The sequence below is a fragment of the Aquidulcibacter sp. genome (assembly GCF_049239865.1).
Taxonomy (GTDB): Bacteria; Pseudomonadota; Alphaproteobacteria; order Caulobacterales; family Aquidulcibacteraceae; genus Aquidulcibacter.
This window is the reverse complement of the sequence record NZ_JBMLTR010000056.1, coordinates 16,634-33,956: the sequence shown is the minus strand read 5'-3', so window position 1 is coordinate 33,956 and position 17,323 is coordinate 16,634. Positions and strand designations below refer to the sequence as shown.

The following is a 17,323-nucleotide window of genomic DNA, read 5'->3' as shown; positions in this document are numbered from 1 at the left end:
GGTGATCTAGCAGGCGAATGGGCTTTTGTCTGGACTCAATCTGGGTCAAAGCAGCGGTGCCACCGGGTGGCACCAATTCGACTTGCGCTTCAATGCCCAGCTTGCGCTTCAACGTCTCACGATAGGCCTCTGGATTGCCACCGCGATCTTCGCACACGACCACAAGCTCATCGCGGCCTTGGCGATCGCGCATGACTTTACAAATCCACTCACCGGCAAAGGCGGGAAGCTCGGCCAAGATCGGCCCGACAGCTTGGGGGAAGACATTGATGCCGCGCAACTTGACCATATTGTCGGACCGGCCGAGGAAGCCCTCAATGCGCTTAAACTGCACCCCGATGGCGCTTTTGTCGGTGCGGAATGCGCTGACATCATGGGTGTTGAAGCGAATGATTGGATAGACATCATCCTTGAACAGACAGGTGACAATGAGGTCGCCTGTTTGGCCATCGGGGACGGGTTGGGCGGTATCGAGATCGCAAATCTCCACCCAATGCGCGTCTTCCATCACATAGTGTCCATCGCGGTCTGGCCCTTCGCCCGCGATCATGCCGGTATCGCCCACGCCGTACCAATCATAGCAGGCCGCCCCACCCCATAGGGCGGAGACTGCATCCTTATCTTCCCGACCAAATTGGCCCGAGATCATGCGGATGGGGATATCGACGCCGGGCTCTAGCCCTTCGGCACGGGCCACTTCAGCCAGCTTTTTGATATAGTCGGTAAAGCCCAAAATGACGGTCGCGTCAAAGTCGCGCATCAAAGCCACTTGCGCTGCACTGCGCGTTTCAATCCCGGTACCCGCCGACATGAAGGTCGCGCTTGTCCAGCGGGTGACGGCCTCCCGAATATAATGGCCGCCATTGATCATGCCGTGACCATAGACCGAATGCACCACATCGCTTGGCCGCATACCCTGCCAGCGGAACAAGCGCGCGAGCAAGAGGTTCTGCACCTCCCGCGTTTTGGCCCCGAAGAATAGCGGCTGAGGCCGTCCTGTCGTGCCACTGGTCGTGTGAAAAATCATCGGCGGCCGAGCACCATCGGGATAGGAATCCAGGCCCGCAAAGTCCCCAAAAGGCGGATGAAGCGCAATACTCTCAACAATCTCTTGCTTGCCGAAGGTGGGCAGTTTGGGCAGATCGTCGAGCGATTTGATGTCGCCTGCCTCAATCCCATGCTTGCCCCACAGGCGCTGGTAGAAATGGGTCTTGGCGGCGCGCGCCACCAGCTTTTGAAACAGGCGCTCTTGATGGGCGCGCAAATGGTCGCGACTGATGGTGGTGGCCATCTTCACAAAGTCATCGCCAATCGGATGGTCTTTCAAAAGCGCTGGATAATCCACGCTTTGGGCAAAGCTGGTGTGTAAGTCCGTCACGATAGGATCCCTGCGGCAAGGCGGCCCAACAGGCCGACATCGGTGAGTTCTGTTAGCTGGTCCACGGCCTCAATGAGCGCGGCCTCTAGAACCGGATTGGCCTGGCCAAAGCCGAACGCGCAACAGGCCCGAAACTTTGCCAGATGGGCTTCCCGGCTCAACGGGCGTTGAGGGGTGCCCAAGAGTTGTTCGATGCCCACTTCCAAAATCCTGCCATCTTTGAGACGGGCGCGCGCAGATTGCGGCACGAAGGCCGAGGCCTCTGTTACGTCATTGACTACAACTTCGATGCGGGCGGCGATCTGGTGGATGAGCGGATCATTGAGGCGGTCGGGCGTAAAATCCGTTAGACCCACATCGCCCTTGGTCAAAGTAATCGCGCCCACATAGGGCAAGCACAAGCGGGCATAATTGACTTCCAGTGGCGCTGGCGCAATGGGGCGACCCACCAGATGATGGATCAAGGGCGGGGCCGAAATGGTCAAGAGGTCGAGATTATCGGCGGTCAGGCCTAAACGCGCCAAGTGCTGGATCATGTCGATCCCACCGTGCGAGGCGCGCCCACTGGGGAAGGGTTTCCAGCTAACCTCTGCCGCGCGCCACGCTTTGCCTAGACTGGCCATCACGGGCGCTAAAGCGGTTTCCAGCTCAAACAGCGAGAGATAGCCAAACGGCCCATCGATGGAGCCCAATGGGCCGGGCAGGCCCGCCTCCACCAAATCGACGGCCACAAAGGCAGATCGCGCGGCCCCTGCGACGCTTGCTGCGAGCGCTGGCGTGCCCTCGACATGGGCCTGCATCGTGCCGGACGCAAAGGCCAGCGCATAGCCAAAAGCGTGGGCAGTCTGATCGGTCGTGAGGCCTCGGGCATGGGCCAAGGCAGCCACCGCACCAAACAGGCCACAGGTGGCCGGCCGGAAAAAGCGGATTTGCGATTTGGCCGCGACGCCTAGGCCTGCGGCGACATCGACCCCGACAGCGGCGGCGGAAGTAAAGCGGGCTCCGGTCATGCCTGTGCGTTGCGCTTCAGCGAGAAGGACCGGGACTACAACGGTGAATGGGTGCAGCACCGCCGCTTCATGCACACAATCAAACTCCAGCGCATGGGCCTGAAACGCATTGACGAAGGCTGCGTGCGGGGCGGGTAAAGCCTCCCCCGTGGCGAAGACGTTGGCCTCTGCGCCATGGCCCCATTTGGCGGCGGCTTGGCGCACCCCTGTGGCATAGGGAGAGCGCGTCCCCGCAATGCCCACACCGATTAAGTCCAAGGTGAAATTGCGCACCGCTTGCACTACGGGCGGCGGCAAGGTCGCTAAACTGGTCGTGGCCACATGCTGGGCGAACTTCTGGGCCGCTGTGTGTGGCGCGCCTGTCTGTATAGACTCTGAGCTTTGTCCGGACATATTGGGGACATAGCATGCTATGCGCGAAGCGCAATCACTCTGACCCATTTTGCCGAGCGAGGCCTAAAAAACGTGCAGACCCCCAATGGTTCGACACCGATGACGCAGTCTAAGCGGCTTAGCTCTCTCGCAGAGGCAGCAGCCCTTTTGGCTGAACGGGCACGCGGAGGACGGGTCTTTATCCCAGCGGGGCCGGTAGAGCCTTTGGGCTTGGCAGAAGCATTTCGCGCGAACCCCGGATTGGCCGACAAGTTGAGTTTTTGCGGCCTATTCATTCCGGGCCTCAATCGTTTGGATTGGGCGGCCCTTTCGCCGAAAGCCCGGGCGGAAGTTTTTCTGCCCAGCCCCGATTTTGCCGCGACCATCGCGACAGGCCAGACCCGTATTATTCCGTCGCACTATTCGGCTGCTTGGCGCTTTTTCAGGACAGCGCCCTTTAAGGCAGCGGTGTTTCATCTCGCCGCCCCTGATGCCGAAGGCTTTTGCTCGCTGTCCTTGTCGGCCGATGCCAGCCCGGCTTTCTTTGACCGCACAATTTTCAAGCTAGGCCTGATCAATCCAAGCCTGCCACTGGTGAAGGGCGCGCCGAAGCTGCATCTGAGCGCTCTGGATGCTTGGGTGGAGGCCGGGGCGCCACCGGCTGAATTGTCGACCCAAGCTCCAACTGGTGATGTGGACGCTCTGGTGCACCATGTGACCAGCCTGATTGAGGATGGGGCAACCTTGCAGGCGGGGATTGGCAAGCTGCCCGGTGCGATCATGGCGGGGCTGACCCAGCGACGCGGCCTTTCCATTTACTCCGGCCTGATTGGGGATTGGGTTCTGCCTCTGATCGACGCAGGGGCCTTGGCGGATCATGCGGGAAGTTTGAAGGCCGGTGTCATTCTGGGCAGCCACGCTTTACAGGACCGCATGGCGCAAGAGGCGCGCTTAAAGCTGATCCCGATTGCCGAGACCCACGGCGCGGCCCATCTTGGCTCGATTGAGCGCTTTACCAGCCTCAATGCGGCGCTGGAGGTGGATTTGTTCGGCCAGATTAATTGTGAGTTTGCCGGATCGCGGACGCTGGCAGGCGTTGGCGGGGCGGTCGATTTCTTGCGCGGTGCCCGCCTCAGCCCCGGCGGCAAGCCCATTGTGATGGTGCAAAGCATTGGCAAGCAAGGTGAGGCCCGGATTGTGCCGCGCCTTGCCACACCCAGCGTCTCCATTGCCCGTTCTGATGCACCTATCTTGGTGACGGAACACGGCGCAGTCGATCTAGAGCCCCTCGATACCGAAGCCCGCGCGCAGGCCATTATCTCGCTGGCCGCGCCCCAGCATCGCGCGGACCTAATGGCTGCTTGGTCGCAGCAGAGAGGTGTTAAAGCATGAGTGCGCCAAACTCCCTCTACCGCCGTTTGGCAGACGACCTGCGCAAGGCCATTGCCTCGGGCCATTATCCGACAGGCAGCCTCCTGCCCACGGAGTCTGACTTGTGCGCGACGCACCAAGTCTCACGCCATACGGCCCGTGACGCCCTGCGCATCTTGACCGATGAAGGCCTGATTGAGCGACGGCGGGGTGCAGGCTCGGTCGTGATTGCGGCCAAGCCGATTGGTCCTTTCTCGCAGGGCTGGGGCGAGATTGGCGATATTCTCCAATATGCGCGCGATACACGCTTGGTGATCTTAAGCTATGGCCCAGCCGATCCAGCCGATCTGGCCGCCATGGGCCTTGACCTTGCGCAGAGCTGGATTGGGATTGATGGCCTGCGGGTTCGTACGACCGGTGGCAGGCCCTTGGCCCATACAAGCATTTGTGTGCGCGCCGACCTTGCCCCACCGCGCGCCGCTTTAGACGATTGGCCCCATGCCATCGCCGAATATATCGCCCGCCATTCTGGGGTCCTAGCGGCAACGATTGAACAAGACATTTCCGCAATCAAACTAAGCCGCGGCCTTGCAAAGACCTTACACGAACATGCGGGCGATCCGGCCCTTCGCACCCGACGGCGCTATTTCGATGCTGCAGGTCATATCTATCAAGCGAGCATCAGCATCCACCCGGGCGAGCATTTCACCTATTCGATGTCGGTCAGTCGCTAGCTTGCCATCATCATGAGGCCGACCCCGGCTGCGGAGATGGCGGCGATGATGGCGGTCTGGATCAGAAGGGCTCCCACCGCGCGTGGGCCTAACAGCATCACACCCTTGATCGACGTGTTCGCCCCCAAGGCGACCATGGAAACGATCAAGCAGACGCTGGACAATTTGGTCAAAGCCGCAATGCCTTCAGGCGTCAGCCAGCCCGTATTGGCGACCACAATCGCGGCCACAAAGCCCAATAGAAACACCGGCACGGTGGCTTCATTTTCTTCTTGGTCGCCCTCTTTGCGGTCGCGCCAGGACAAGATCATCAACAGGCCAAAGATCACGACCGGCATCATGGCGACGCGGATCATTTTCACCGTCGTGGCTGCAGGCGTGGCGGCTTCACCATAGACGTCAGACGCCGCAACCACTTGCGCAACTTCGTGGATGGAGGCACCCAGAAACACCGCCGAGGGGATCATGGGGATGTTGAAGAAGTGACAAAGTGCGGGATAGGCGACCACAGCGATGGTGCCGATGATGGTGATGCTGGCCACGGTCGCCACCACGTCACGCTCAACATTCGAATTGGGGCGGCGCGCCAGAACCGTGGCAATCGCCAAAGCAGCCGATGCCCCGCAGATGGCAACCGAAGTCGCCGTCAAGAAGGCAGTGGCGCGGGGCAGTTTCAAAGCCCGCCCTGCCAGATAGCCCAAGCAAAGTGTGCCAAAGGCAGCTGAGACGGCGATCACGGCGGGTTGCCAGCCTAAGGCTTGCAAGTCTGAAATCGTGATGCGGAAACCCATCAAGGCGACCCCAACCCGCAACAGGGGCTTGGCCAATAAATCATTGCCGGGCTTGAAGGTGGGCTTGGTCAAGACAATAGCGGCCAACATGCCGAGCAGCAGCGCAATCAACAGGGTGGGAACGCGCGTGCCCTGGGTCGGGAAATAAGCAATGGCAGCTAGAAAGAGACCCAAACCAACACCGGGGCCAAACTTTGTCAGCGATTTAAACATGTGGCCCCACAATCAGGCGCGCCTACCCAACGCGCCGACACATTCAGCTTAGGGCTGTTTCACCAGACTGTACAATTGGGCTCGGTGCAGCGGCATGCTTGGTATTGCGGTGCAGGACCATCCGGTCGTGCAGACAACAAATGGTCTGGCTGCCAGTGGACTTAAACAGGCCGGGGATCAGGCCGTGAATGATGCAGGCGAAGGCCGCACCCAACATTTGGAAGCCGAAACTAAAGGCCACACCTAAATGTTCAAAATAGCTTTCGCCGACGCTCTCTGGATGCTCGACAAATAATTTTTTGAACATATCTGCTGTCTCCCCATTTGCAGACAAAGGTTCTCACAGATTCTATGGTAAATTTTCACTTTCTTATTGAGTATCAGCACGGCTTTGGTATATTTCTTCGATCATGAAGCCAGAAAATCAAAAAATTGACGAAGCGGACATTAAGCTTTTGTCCATACTTCAAACCGATGCCTCTGTATCTTTAGAGGAATTATCGTCGCGCACCGCCATGTCTGCCAACACCGCTTGGCGACGTATCCGGCGGATGGAAGAGGCGGGCATCATCGCCAAGCGGGTTGCTTTGATCGATCCAGAGGCGGTGGGACTGGGTATGACGGTCTTTGTCGCTATCAAGACCTCTGACCATTCCGATGAATGGCTAGAGAACTTTGCCCGCTCTGTCTCGGCCATCCCGGAAGTGGTGGAGTTTTACCGCATGAGTGGGGATACCGATTATCTGCTCAAACTCTTGGTCGCTTCCATTGCCGATTATGACCGCGTCTATAAGAAACTGATCCGCAGCGCGAAGCTTAGCGACGTAAGTTCGAGCTTTGCGATGGAGACGATCAAATTTACCACCGCTGTGCCTTTGCGAATTTAGCTTTTGGTACAAGTTTTTATGGTCTAAATGGCGGGTATGAGCTTGAAGCACGTCCTCTTAATCGTGGGTGGAGGGATCTCTGCCTATAAGACCCCCGAACTGGTGCGGGCGCTGGAGAGGCGCGGCATCGGCTGTCGGGTTATATTAACTCAAGCCGGTAGCCAGTTTGTCACGCCGCTGACTTTGGCCAGCCTGACTAAGGATGATGTGCATCAGGAATTATTCAACCTGACCCATGAAGCCAAAATGGGCCATATCGAACTCTCGCGCAGTGCGGACCTCGTCCTCGTGGCCCCAGCGACAGCCGATCTCATCGGCAAGGTGGCCAATGGTTTGGCCAATGATCTGGCCTCGACGGCGCTGTTGGCGACGGACAAGCCTGTTTTGATGGCACCCGCCATGAATGTGCGCATGTGGGACCATCCCGCCGTGCAGCGCAATCTGGCGACCTTGCGCGCTGACGGTGTTCATTTCATCGGCCCCGATGAAGGGGCGATGGCGTGCGGTGAATATGGGCTGGGTCGCATGGCTGAGCCTGAAGCCATTGCCGCAGGCGTTGAGGCTTTTTGGCAGAAGGCATCGGCGGAAAAACCCTTAAAGGGCAAGCGCGCGATTGTGACAGCGGGACCGACGCTTGAGGCGCTCGACCCCATCCGGTTCCTGTCCAACCGATCTTCCGGCAAACAAGGCTATGCCATTGCCCAAGCACTCGCTGAAGCTGGCGCGGAGGTGACCTTAGTGTCGGGCCCTACGGCTTTAAACGATGTGCCGGGTGTGACCATGGCGCGGATTGAAAGTGCGCGTGAGATGTTGGCTGCCTGCCAAACCGCCTTGCCCGCCGACATTTTTATCGCCGTCGCGGCCGTTGCCGACTGGCGACCTGAGACCAAGGCAGACGTGAAGCTGAAGCTTAAGGGTGACGCGAAAGCGCCCGCGATGAATTTGGTTGAAAACCCCGATATTCTGGCGACCATCGCGCAGGCCGGACCGAACAGGCCAGAGTTGGTTATCGGCTTTGCGGCAGAGACCCACGACGTCTTGGCCTATGCCAGTGCCAAGCGCGCTAAAAAAGGCTGCGACTGGGTCGTGGCCAACGACGTCTCGGGCGATGTCATGGGCGGGGAGAGCAACCAGATCATGCTGGTCACCGCAGATGGTCATCAAAGCTGGCCCGAAGCGCCAAAGGCACAGATTGCGGCGCGCTTAGTCGGCGCGATTGCGGATCACTTTAAAGCCTAGCCCGACTAAAACGGCCAGAAAATTCCAAGCATCAAGAGGCCTACCACGATGCGGTAATAGGCAAAGGGCGCAAAGCCCATGCGCTGCACAATGCCGATAAACAGCTTGATCACAAAGATCGCGGTGATGAAGGCAACCAAGAAGCCAATGGCGACGAGAATCAGGTCTTGCCCGCCTTGCGCCAGCAAGGCTTCGCGATTGCTCCAACCTTCATAGGCAAACACGCCCACCATCGTGGGGATGGACAAGAAGAAGCTGAACTCCGCGGCGGGTTTGCGGTCCACGCCCAACATCATCGCGCCAATAATGGTGGCACCAGAGCGGGACATGCCGGGGATCAATGCCAAACATTGGCAAAGGCCAATCTTCAGACCCATCCCGACTGAAATATCATCCACATCGAGGACTTGCGGCTGGGGGCGGAACCGCTCGGCCAGCAGGATCAGGATGCCACCCACGACCAAAGTGACCGATACGACCACCGGGCTAAACAAAACGCCCTTGATAAAGTCGTGCAATAAAGCGCCGAGCAACATGGAAGGGAAGAAGGCCAGAATGACGGCTGCGGCGAATTGGCGCGACGCAGGACTCGAGGGCAGGGTGATGAAAGCACCCCAAAGCTTTTCAAAATAAAGGACGACCACGGCAAGGACAGCACCCAGCTGGATCATGGTTTCGAACGTGTCAGGCACAGCTCCGGGCAGAAATTGGTCAGCCAGAATCAAATGACCGGTCGAAGAGATCGGCAAAAACTCTGTCAGGCCTTCGATAATGCCCAACAAAATGGCTACGAAATACTCGCTCATGGCATCCATTCAAACGTAAGCTTGATTGCGGGCCTCATGGCATGGCTTGGCGCGCAAAACCAGCCAAGCTTACATCGGTGAAATAGGTATTAAACCATACCAATGCTGTCGTATGCTTCTTCACCATTTCGCGACCAAATGGGTGAAGGTTCGAGTGATCCCATTACAATTGGTATGAATTAATACCTAATTGTGCAGTTTTGCCTTGGCAAAGGACGGGTTTGTCTGTATCGGACCCTGGCATGGCGCGACGATTGTGCCTGTGATCTTTGGAATTGCGAGAACATCATGGCCGAACGGCTCCTCAAATTCGTCAGTATCGACCCTCAAACGCCTGAGAAGCGTCCCGCTTCGACGCGCACGGCCGATTTTCATGAGATTTATGGGGAGTTCATCACCCAAAAGGCCAATGAGCAGGCTTCGCGCTGTTCACAATGCGGTGTGCCTTTCTGCCAATCGGGTTGCCCGCTGCAGAATAATATCCCCGACTGGCTGAAAATGACGGCGGAAGGTCGCTTGGAAGAAGCCTATGCGCTGTCCTCCGCCACCAATAGCATGCCGGAAATCTGTGGCCGCATCTGCCCGCAAGACCGTTTGTGCGAAGGTTCTTGCGTGATCGAACAGTCTGGCCATGGCTCCGTCACCATTGGCGCGGTGGAACGCTATATCACCGAGACCGCTTGGGAAAATGGCTGGATAGAGCCGATTGTGCCGCCGAAGGAATTGGCTGAGCATGTTGGTATCATCGGTGCTGGCCCTGGCGGGATGGCGGCAGCTGAAGCCCTGCGCAATAAGGGCTATCAAGTCACCATCTATGACCGCTATGACCGCGCGGGCGGCCTCCTGATGTATGGCATCCCCGGCTTCAAGCTGGAAAAGGATGTGGTGACCCGCCGGGTGGAGCATTTGAAGGCTTCGGGCGTGAAATTCGTGCTCAATTATGAAGTGGGTCGCGATGGGACCTTGGCTGATTTACGGGCGACCCACGACAGCGTGCTGATCGCCATTGGCGTTTATAAAGCGCGCGCCTTGCCTTGCCCCGGCTCTAGCGGTGCAGGTGTAGTCGAGGCGTTGGATTATTTGACCGCTTCTAACCGGACGGGCCTTGGCGATCAGGTCGCTGACTTTGATAGTGGCGCGCTCAATGCCGCTGGCAAACGCGTCGTCGTCATCGGTGGCGGCGACACGGCCATGGATTGCGTCCGCACCGCCATCCGTCAGGGCGCGGCCAAAGTCACCTGCCTCTATCGTCGCGACCGCGCCAATATGCCTGGCAGTGCACGCGAGGTCAGCAATGCCGAAGATGAAGGCGTGATGTTTGAGTGGTTGGCGGCACCCAAGGCGGTGCACTCCAACGAAGCCGGTGTCACCTCGGTTCTGGCAGCCCGCATGCGCTTGGGCGAAGCAGACGCTTCAGGCCGCCAAAGCCCTGAAGAAGTGGCGGGTGGCGAATTTGATGTGCCCGCCGATCTGGTCATTAAGGCTTTAGGCTTTGACCCTGAAAATGTTCAGACCCTGTTTGACGAGCCTGCCCTGAAAGTCAGCCGTTGGGGCACCATTCGCGCAGATGCGATCACGGGCGAAACCTCCATCCCGAACGTGTTTGCGGCAGGCGATATTGTTCGCGGGGCCTCCCTGGTTGTTTGGGCAATTAAGGATGGCCGTGAGGCCGCTGAGCACATGCATACGGCCATGCGCAAACAGGCCCGGATGCGCGCCACCGCAGCCAAATTCGCGGCGCAATAAGCCGCCCTTTACCTTGCAGATAACGAGAGGGCTTCGGCCCGCCAAAGGCACCAGATCATGACCACTTCTTTCCCGCCCAGCGGCTCTAGCGAAATCGACCTCTATCTCAAGAACCGGCAGATCCTGACCGATGGAAACGCCTATAATCCTGAGGATGAAAAGGATTCTTGCGGGGTAGGCCTTGTCTGCGCCCTCGATGGCAAGCCCCGTCGCGACATTGTGGCGATGGCGCTAAAGGCGTTGAAGAACGTCTGGCATCGCGGTGCTGTGGATGCCGATGGCAAGACGGGCGATGGCGCAGGCGTGCGCGTCGACGTGCCGCAAGATTTCTTCCGTGAGCAAGTCGCGCGCACAGGGCACAGCCCAACCGACGATCCAATCTGCGTGGGCATGATCTTCTTGCCGCGAACCGATTTTGGCGCGCAAGAAACCGCGCGAACGATTGTTGAGCGCGAAATCCTGAACTTTGGCTTTTACATCTATGGCTGGCGGCAAGTGCCGGTCGATATCTCGGTCATCGGCGAAAAGGCCAATGCGACCCGGCCTGAGATTGAGCAAATCCTCTTCTACGACCCACGGGGTCGCAGTGCAGAAGAGCTGGAACGCACCCTGTTCATCTGCCGTCGCCGCATTGAAAAGCGTGCCTTGGCATCGAGCGTTTCGGGCTTTTATGTCTGCTCCTTCTCGTCCAAGTCGGTCATTTATAAGGGCATGTTCTTGGCCGAAAGCATCGATACTTTCTTCCCAGACTTGCAGAATGAGAAGTTTGTGTCGGCGGTGGCAATTTATCACCAACGCTATTCGACCAACACCTTCCCGCAATGGCACTTGGCCCAACCCTTCCGCATGTTGGCCCATAATGGCGAGATCAACACCGTCAAAGGCAATATCAATTGGATGAAGAGCCATGAGATCCCGATGGCGTCTGAAGCCTTTGGCGATTATCAGGAAGACGTAAAGCCCATCGTGCAAGCTGGCGGGTCGGACTCCGCAGCGCTCGACAATGTGTGCGAAGTCCTCGTTCGCGCGGGCCGCTCTGCCCCCATGGCCAAGGCACTCTTGGTGCCAGAGGCTTGGGCCAAGCAAGAAAACATCATGAAGCCCAGCCACATGGCGCTTTATGCCTATTGCAACGCGGTGATGGAGCCTTGGGATGGGCCTGCCGCTCTAGCGATTTATGACGGTCGCTGGGCGGTTGCCGGTATGGACCGCAATGGTCTGCGCCCCATGCGCTATTCGGTGACGCAGGACGGCATACTGGCCGTCGGCTCTGAAACCGGCATGTGCCCGCTCGATGGTCGCGTCATCACCAAAAAGGGCCGCGTTGGTCGGGGCGAAATGCTTGCCGTCGATATGGAGAAGGGCAAGCTCTATACCCATGAGGCGATCATCGACAAATTGGCCAGCGCCCACCCCTATGTGAAGTGGAACTCCAACGTCGTGAATTTGGAGGCCCGCATCGGACCGGGACCAGAGCCTAAGCTCTATTCGCGCCAAGAATTGCTGCGCCGCCAAGTCGCTGCCGGCTTGACCTTGGAAGAATTGGAAGTCGTCCTCGCCCCCATGGCGGAAGAGGGCAAAGAGGCTTTGGGCTCGATGGGTGACGATTCCCCGCTGGCCGTGCTTTCCTCGCGCTATCGGCCTTTGTCGCACTTCTTCAAGCAGAACTTCAGCCAAGTCACCAACCCTCCAATCGACCCGCTTCGTGAAGAGCGGGTGATGAGCCTGAAAACGCGCTTTAAAAACCTCGGCAATATCTTGGCGCATGACGAAACCCAGCAGGACGTGTTCGTGCTGGATAGTCCCGCCCTGACCACCGGCATGTATGACCGCATGGTCGCCATGTTGGGCGCAGGCGTGGCCTTTATCGACTGCAGCTATGAGATGCCAGAGGACCCAGACCTCGCCGGAGCTGCCTTGCGCGAAGCGTTAGACCGGATCAAGGCGCAAGCCGAAGATGCCGTCCGCGCGGGTCAAAGCCAATTGGTGTTGAGTGATGAGCATCAAGGCCCCGGCCGGATCGCCGCACCGATGATCTTGGCCACAGGCGGCGTACATGCCCATTTGGTTGCCAAGGGCTTGCGGTCTTATTGCTCCATCACGGTGCGTGCGGCGGAATGCGTCGACACCCATTATTTCGCTGTTCTGGTTGGCGTCGGCGCGACTTGCGTCAACGCCTATCTGGCGCAAGAGGCGATTGCGGATCGTCATGCGCGCGGTCTGTTGGGCACGCTCACGCTCAACCAAGCCGTGGTGAATTACAAAAAGGCGGTGGAAGCGGGCCTTCTGAAAATCCTCTCTAAAATGGGGATTTCGGTCATTTCGTCCTATCGCGGTGGCTATAATTTCGAAGCCCTTGGCCTGTCCCGCGCTTTGGTGGCGGATTTCTTTCCCGGCATGAGCTCGCGCATTTCCGGCATCGGTCTGCAGGGTATTGCGCTGAAGGCTCAAGCAATCCACGCCAAAGCGTGGGAAGAGGCCGTGGTTAGCCTCCCCATCGGTGGGCTCTACAAGGCCCGCGCTTCGGGTGAGCCACACGCGCTTGAGGCCGCACAAATCCATCAGCTGCAAACCGCCTGTAACACGGGCTCTTATGCGGCTTATCAGAAATATGTGGGCCTGCTCAGTGGTCGCGCACCCATCCAATTGCGCGACCTGTTGGACTTCCAATCCACCAGCAAAGCGGTGGCTTTGGAAGAAGTTGAGAGCCTGAATGAAATCCGCAAGCGCTTCAATACGCCCGGCATGTCCTTGGGCGCATTAAGCCCAGAGGCGCATGGTACCCTGAACGTGGCGATGAACCGCATTGGCGCAAAGTCCGTTTCCGGTGAAGGCGGGGAAGACCGTGAGCGCTATAAGCCTCTGCCCAACGGCGATAATCCCAATAGCGCGGTGAAGCAGGTCGCGTCTGGCCGCTTTGGCGTGACGGCGGAATATCTGAACCAATGCCGCGAAATTGAGATCAAAGTCGCGCAAGGGGCCAAGCCCGGCGAAGGCGGGCAATTGCCCGGCTTTAAAGTCACCGAAATGATCGCCCGCCTGCGCCATGCAACACCGGGCGTAACCTTGATCAGCCCACCGCCACACCATGACATCTATTCAATCGAAGATCTGGCCCAGCTGATCTATGATCTGAAGCAGATCAATCCTGAAGCCAAAGTCTGCGTGAAGCTCGTTGCCCAATCGGGTATTGGTGCAGTGGCCGCTGGTGTCGCCAAGGCCAAGGCCGACATCATTCTGATTGCGGGCAATGTCGGTGGTACGGGGGCATCACCTCAAACCTCGATCAAATTTGCTGGCATTCCGTGGGAATTGGGTCTCGCCGAAGCGCATCAAGTCCTGACACTCAACAATCTACGTGACCATGTGGTGCTGCGTACCGATGGTGGCCTGCGGACGGGCCGGGATATCGTGATGGCTGCCATGTTGGGCGCAGAAGAATTTGGTATCGGGACGGCTTCTCTGGTCGCCATGGGCTGTATCATGGTACGCCAGTGCCATTCCAACACCTGCCCCGTGGGCGTGTGCGTGCAAGATGAAGCGCTGCGCCAGCGCTTTACGGGCACGCCGGAGAAAGTCGTCAATCTGATGAGTTTCATCGCCGAAGATGTGCGCGAAATCCTCGCCAGCCTCGGCTTTAAGACTTTGAACGAAGTGGTAGGCCGCACCGACCTGTTGCGCCAAGTCAGCCGCGGGGCTGCTAATCTCGACGACCTCGACTTGAACCCGCTGCTGGTGCGCGTCGAAGGGGCCAAGCCAACCCGCTTTGGCACTGATAAGCCGCGCGTTGAAGTGCCCGACACGCTCGACGCACAAATCCTGCGCGATGCAGCCCCCTTCTTTGAGCGGGGCGAAAAGATGCAACTGGCTTACGGCGTGCGTAACGTACAGCGCGCCATTGGCACACGGTCATCGAGCGCCATCGTGCGCAAATTTGGCATGGCCGCACTGCCCGAAGGCCGCTTAACGGTCCGCCTTGAAGGGTCGTGCGGGCAATCCTTGGGTGCCTTTGGCGTCCAAGGCCTGACCTTGGACGTGGTGGGCGACGCCAATGATTATGTCGGCAAAGGCCTATCAGGGGCGACGATTGTGTTGCGCCCACCTTCAGGCTCTGGCCTGAAACCCGAAGAAAACGCCATCATCGGCAATACGTGCCTCTATGGTGCGACCTCGGGCACGCTTTTGGCGTCTGGCCAAGCGGGCGAGCGGTTTGCCGTGCGCAACTCTGGTGCGTCGGCTGTCGTGGAAGGGATGGAGGCCAATGGCTGCGAATATATGACGGGAGGCCTCGTGATTTCGCTAGGGCCCGTTGGCGACAATTTCGCGGCGGGCATGACGGGCGGTATGGCCTTTGTGTGGGACCCAGCCAACCGTTTGCCCAAGCTGATCAATCCCGACAGCGTCGTTTGGCGTCGCATCGGTAGCCCGCATTGGGAAAGCCAATTCACCGGCTTGCTAGAACGCCATGTCCAAGCCACTGGCTCGCCCTTAGGGCGGCGGATCTTGGATGATTTGGTCAATGAAATCGGTCATGTCTGGCAGGTCGTGCCAAAGGAAATGCTAACCCGCTTGGCAGAGCCCTTGGACGCCGAAGCTGCTTTGGCAAGCGCTTAGTCGACCAAAACAGCCCGTAAGCGCTCAGCGGCGGCCTCCGGCGTGAGGTCGCGCTGGGCCATGGCCAGCATTTCGAAGCCCACCATGAATTTGCGCACCGTGGCAGAGCGTAACAGCGGCGGGTAGAAATGCATGTGGAACACAAAGCCCGGTGCAGGGCTTTGTGTCGGGCGTTGGTGCAAGCCCATTGTGTAAGGGAAAGGCGCGGCAAACAGGCGGTCAAAGCTGGCGGTCAAGCGCCGCAGAATGTCCGCCAGATCCCCTTGTTCCTCAGCGCTCAAATCATCCAAGGCCGCAACTGCGCGACGGGGCAAAACTAAGGTCTCAAATGGCCAAGCTGCCCAAAACGGCACCAAAGCAACGAAATGGGCATTGGCACACAGGATGCGGCTGCCGTCTGCCAGCTCACGTTCCAAATAATCTATCAAAAGAGGCGAACCGTTCTGTTCGAACCAAGCGGCCTGCCGCTCAACTTCAGTCGCAAGTTCATTGGGAACGCTCGATGTCGCCCAAATCTGACCATGGGGATGGGGGTTGCTGGCCCCCATCATCGCGCCTCGGTTCTCAAAGATGGTGACGGAGGCCAAGTCCGGACGGGCCGATAATTCTTGCCATTGCGCCGTCCAGACGTGCACGACGGAGGCAATCTCGGCCTGCGTCATGCTGGCCATGGTTTTGGAATGATCCGGCGTATAGCAAATGACGCGGCAAACGCCGGTCTCAGGCTCTGTCACCAGGACGGAATCGGCGGGCGGGCCAGCCTCGCCATCTGGTGCCAAGAGTGCGGGGAAGTCGTTATCGAACACCCACACACCCTCATAGGCGGGATTGACCACCCCGCCGACGCGCGTATTGCCGGCGCAGAGATAACAAGCCGGATCATAGGCCAAGGCAGCAGAAGCCGCGCTTTCTCCCGTCTCGCCCTGCCACGGTCTGCCCATCCGATGGGGGGAGACCAGCACCCATTCGCCTGTCAGCAAATTCTGCCGCCGATGCGGCTTTTGGTCGGTCATACCACTTCCCCTGCACCAGCCGCTCCCCGCACCACAAAGGCTCCGGGCCGCTGGCCCAGATAGGCGGAATAGGTTTCCAGAATGGCTTCCAGTGCCGCAGCGGCCAAATCGGGTTCAACCAAAGCGATGATGGAGCCGCCAAAGCCGCCACCCATCATGCGCGCACCATAAACGCCTTCGGTGGCTTGGGCCAAAGCCGTCAAGCGATCCACTTCGGGGGTGGAGACTTCCATATCGGCCGACAGACTGGCATGGCTGGCGTTCAGAAGGCGACCAAGTTCCATCAAATCACCTTGCATCAAGGCGATTTCGGCCCGTTGGGTGCGGTCGATCTCGGTCAGCACATGGCGCGCGCGCTTTAGCGGGTTGCCGCTCAAATGGTCGAGTGCGGCGAGATCTGTCACCTCAGCCAATAAAGTCACGCCAAAGGTCGCGGCAGCCGCCTCGCAATCGGCGCGTCGACTGGCATAGCCGCCACTGGTGTGCTGGTGCTTCACCCCTGAATCAATGATTAGGAAGCAGGCCGTGGAAGGTAGTGGGATGGGCTGATAGGCCAAGGTCGCGCAATCCAGCATCAAGGCATGGCCTTCCACGCCGCAGGCGCTCGCGAATTGGTCCATAATGCCGCACGCCATGCCGACATAGGTGTTTTCTGCTGCTTGGGCGATCAGTGCGAGGTCTTTCCCCGTCACAGCCCCGCCACTGAGCGCCAGACCGACTGCGACTTCGAGGGCGGCAGAGGATGAAACGCCCGCCCCCATCGGTACGTCAGAGGCAATGGCGAGATCATAGCCCTGCACCGCATGGCCCGCATCGCGGAGTGCAAACGCGACCCCCGCGACATAATCGCGCCAGTCGCCCTGTTTGGTGAACTGGTCCAGCGACAGCTCGCTTTGGCCCAAATCACTGCTGACCCTGAGAACGTCTAGCCCATTCGGGCGGGCCGCCACCCAACAGGCGAAGTCGATTGCGGCGGGCATGACCTTGCCGCCCGCATAATCCACATGCTCGCCAATGATATTGATCCGCCCCGGCGCACGAAAAAGCCTTGGCGTGCCGCTAAAAGCATCCTTAAAGCGTGCGAGTGCGATCTGGGACTGTGATGGGTTCGTCATAGGAACACCGCTAGGTTTATTTCGGCGCGCTGCC

Annotated in this window: 13 protein-coding genes; 6 read left to right on the top strand and 7 right to left on the bottom strand. The window is 58.8% G+C overall.

Annotated elements, in window-relative coordinates; genetic code table 11:
* Both ACOVRA_RS04050 and ACOVRA_RS04045 read right to left on the bottom strand, forming a co-directional pair.
* A partial coding sequence (locus ACOVRA_RS04050; RefSeq protein WP_421719177.1) for a phenylacetate--CoA ligase family protein occupies positions 1–1,378 on the bottom strand: 1,378 nt, incomplete at its 3' end.
* Positions 1,375–2,781, bottom strand: a complete 1,407-nt coding sequence (locus ACOVRA_RS04045; RefSeq protein ID WP_421719176.1) for an MmgE/PrpD family protein — start codon at positions 2,779–2,781, stop codon at positions 1,375–1,377. The genes ACOVRA_RS04045 and ACOVRA_RS04050, both read right to left, overlap by 4 nt.
* A gap of 99 nt (positions 2,782–2,880) precedes the next feature.
* On the opposite strand from ACOVRA_RS04045, the gene ACOVRA_RS04040 reads away from it, so the two are divergent.
* A complete protein-coding gene (locus ACOVRA_RS04040) occupies positions 2,881–4,152 on the top strand; it encodes an acetyl-CoA hydrolase/transferase C-terminal domain-containing protein (RefSeq protein ID WP_421719175.1) in 1,272 nt (423 codons plus the stop codon).
* Positions 4,149–4,865, top strand: coding sequence for a GntR family transcriptional regulator (locus ACOVRA_RS04035; protein WP_421719174.1), 717 nt, complete (start codon positions 4,149–4,151; stop codon positions 4,863–4,865). The genes ACOVRA_RS04040 and ACOVRA_RS04035 overlap by 4 nt, the downstream gene beginning before the upstream one ends.
* Here ACOVRA_RS04035 and ACOVRA_RS04030 read toward each other — a convergent pair.
* Together ACOVRA_RS04030 and ACOVRA_RS04025 are read right to left on the bottom strand one after the other, a co-directional pair.
* The gene (locus tag ACOVRA_RS04030) at positions 4,862–5,869 is read right to left on the bottom strand and encodes a YeiH family protein (protein ID WP_421719173.1); all 1,008 of its coding nucleotides are present in this window, start codon (positions 5,867–5,869) and stop codon (positions 4,862–4,864) included. The genes ACOVRA_RS04035 and ACOVRA_RS04030 overlap by 4 nt on opposite strands.
* A gap of 43 nt (positions 5,870–5,912) precedes the next feature.
* Positions 5,913–6,176, bottom strand: a complete 264-nt coding sequence (locus ACOVRA_RS04025) for a DUF6356 family protein (protein ID WP_421719172.1) — start codon at positions 6,174–6,176, stop codon at positions 5,913–5,915.
* 103 nt (positions 6,177–6,279) lie between these two features.
* On the opposite strand from ACOVRA_RS04025, the gene ACOVRA_RS04020 reads away from it, so the two are divergent.
* A complete protein-coding gene (locus tag ACOVRA_RS04020; RefSeq protein WP_290805746.1) occupies positions 6,280–6,756 on the top strand; it encodes an Lrp/AsnC family transcriptional regulator in 477 nt (158 codons plus the stop codon).
* A 36-nt stretch (positions 6,757–6,792) separates the two neighbouring features.
* Complete coding sequence (gene coaBC / locus ACOVRA_RS04015; protein ID WP_421719171.1) at positions 6,793–7,995, top strand: bifunctional phosphopantothenoylcysteine decarboxylase/phosphopantothenate--cysteine ligase CoaBC; 1,203 nt, start codon at positions 6,793–6,795, stop codon at positions 7,993–7,995.
* A gap of 5 nt (positions 7,996–8,000) precedes the next feature.
* Here coaBC and ACOVRA_RS04010 read toward each other — a convergent pair whose 3' ends face one another.
* Positions 8,001–8,801 (bottom strand): undecaprenyl-diphosphate phosphatase, encoded by an 801-nt coding sequence (locus ACOVRA_RS04010; RefSeq protein WP_421719170.1) that lies wholly within the window; start codon positions 8,799–8,801, stop codon positions 8,001–8,003.
* A 288-nt stretch (positions 8,802–9,089) separates the two neighbouring features.
* Between ACOVRA_RS04010 and ACOVRA_RS04005 the strand changes: the two genes are divergently transcribed.
* The gene (locus tag ACOVRA_RS04005; RefSeq protein ID WP_421719169.1) at positions 9,090–10,547 is read left to right on the top strand and encodes an NAD(P)-dependent oxidoreductase; all 1,458 of its coding nucleotides are present in this window, start codon (positions 9,090–9,092) and stop codon (positions 10,545–10,547) included.
* A gap of 57 nt (positions 10,548–10,604) precedes the next feature.
* Positions 10,605–15,161 carry a glutamate synthase large subunit gene (gene gltB / locus ACOVRA_RS04000; RefSeq protein WP_421719168.1) on the top strand — a complete coding sequence of 1,519 codons (4,557 nt, stop codon included), beginning with the start codon at positions 10,605–10,607 and terminating at the stop codon, positions 15,159–15,161.
* Here the strand turns inward: gltB and ACOVRA_RS03995 are convergent.
* A complete protein-coding gene (locus tag ACOVRA_RS03995) occupies positions 15,158–16,174 on the bottom strand; it encodes a UDP-glucose--hexose-1-phosphate uridylyltransferase (RefSeq protein WP_421719167.1) in 1,017 nt (338 codons plus the stop codon). The genes gltB and ACOVRA_RS03995 overlap by 4 nt on opposite strands.
* Positions 16,171–17,289, bottom strand: a complete 1,119-nt coding sequence (galK, locus tag ACOVRA_RS03990) for a galactokinase (RefSeq protein WP_421719166.1) — start codon at positions 17,287–17,289, stop codon at positions 16,171–16,173. The genes ACOVRA_RS03995 and galK overlap by 4 nt, the downstream gene beginning before the upstream one ends.
* Positions 17,290–17,323: the final 34 nt, after the last annotated feature.

What these genes read in the sequence shown, in the direction of transcription:
- ACOVRA_RS04045 (WP_421719176.1), bottom strand. Translation starts at nt 2,781, where the DNA reads ATGTCCGGACAAAGCTCAGAGTCTATACAGACAGGCGCGCCACACACA.
- ACOVRA_RS04040 (WP_421719175.1), top strand. Translation starts at nt 2,881, where the DNA reads ATGACGCAGTCTAAGCGGCTTAGCTCTCTCGCAGAGGCAGCAGCCCTT.
- ACOVRA_RS04035 (WP_421719174.1), top strand. Translation starts at nt 4,149, where the DNA reads ATGAGTGCGCCAAACTCCCTCTACCGCCGTTTGGCAGACGACCTGCGC.
- ACOVRA_RS04030 (WP_421719173.1), bottom strand. Translation starts at nt 5,869, where the DNA reads ATGTTTAAATCGCTGACAAAGTTTGGCCCCGGTGTTGGTTTGGGTCTC.
- ACOVRA_RS04025 (WP_421719172.1), bottom strand. Translation starts at nt 6,176, where the DNA reads ATGTTCAAAAAATTATTTGTCGAGCATCCAGAGAGCGTCGGCGAAAGC.
- ACOVRA_RS04020 (WP_290805746.1), top strand. Translation starts at nt 6,280, where the DNA reads ATGAAGCCAGAAAATCAAAAAATTGACGAAGCGGACATTAAGCTTTTG.
- coaBC (WP_421719171.1), top strand. Translation starts at nt 6,793, where the DNA reads ATGAGCTTGAAGCACGTCCTCTTAATCGTGGGTGGAGGGATCTCTGCC.
- ACOVRA_RS04010 (WP_421719170.1), bottom strand. Translation starts at nt 8,801, where the DNA reads ATGAGCGAGTATTTCGTAGCCATTTTGTTGGGCATTATCGAAGGCCTG.
- ACOVRA_RS04005 (WP_421719169.1), top strand. Translation starts at nt 9,090, where the DNA reads ATGGCCGAACGGCTCCTCAAATTCGTCAGTATCGACCCTCAAACGCCT.
- gltB (WP_421719168.1), top strand. Translation starts at nt 10,605, where the DNA reads ATGACCACTTCTTTCCCGCCCAGCGGCTCTAGCGAAATCGACCTCTAT.
- ACOVRA_RS03995 (WP_421719167.1), bottom strand. Translation starts at nt 16,174, where the DNA reads ATGACCGACCAAAAGCCGCATCGGCGGCAGAATTTGCTGACAGGCGAA.
- galK (WP_421719166.1), bottom strand. Translation starts at nt 17,289, where the DNA reads ATGACGAACCCATCACAGTCCCAGATCGCACTCGCACGCTTTAAGGAT.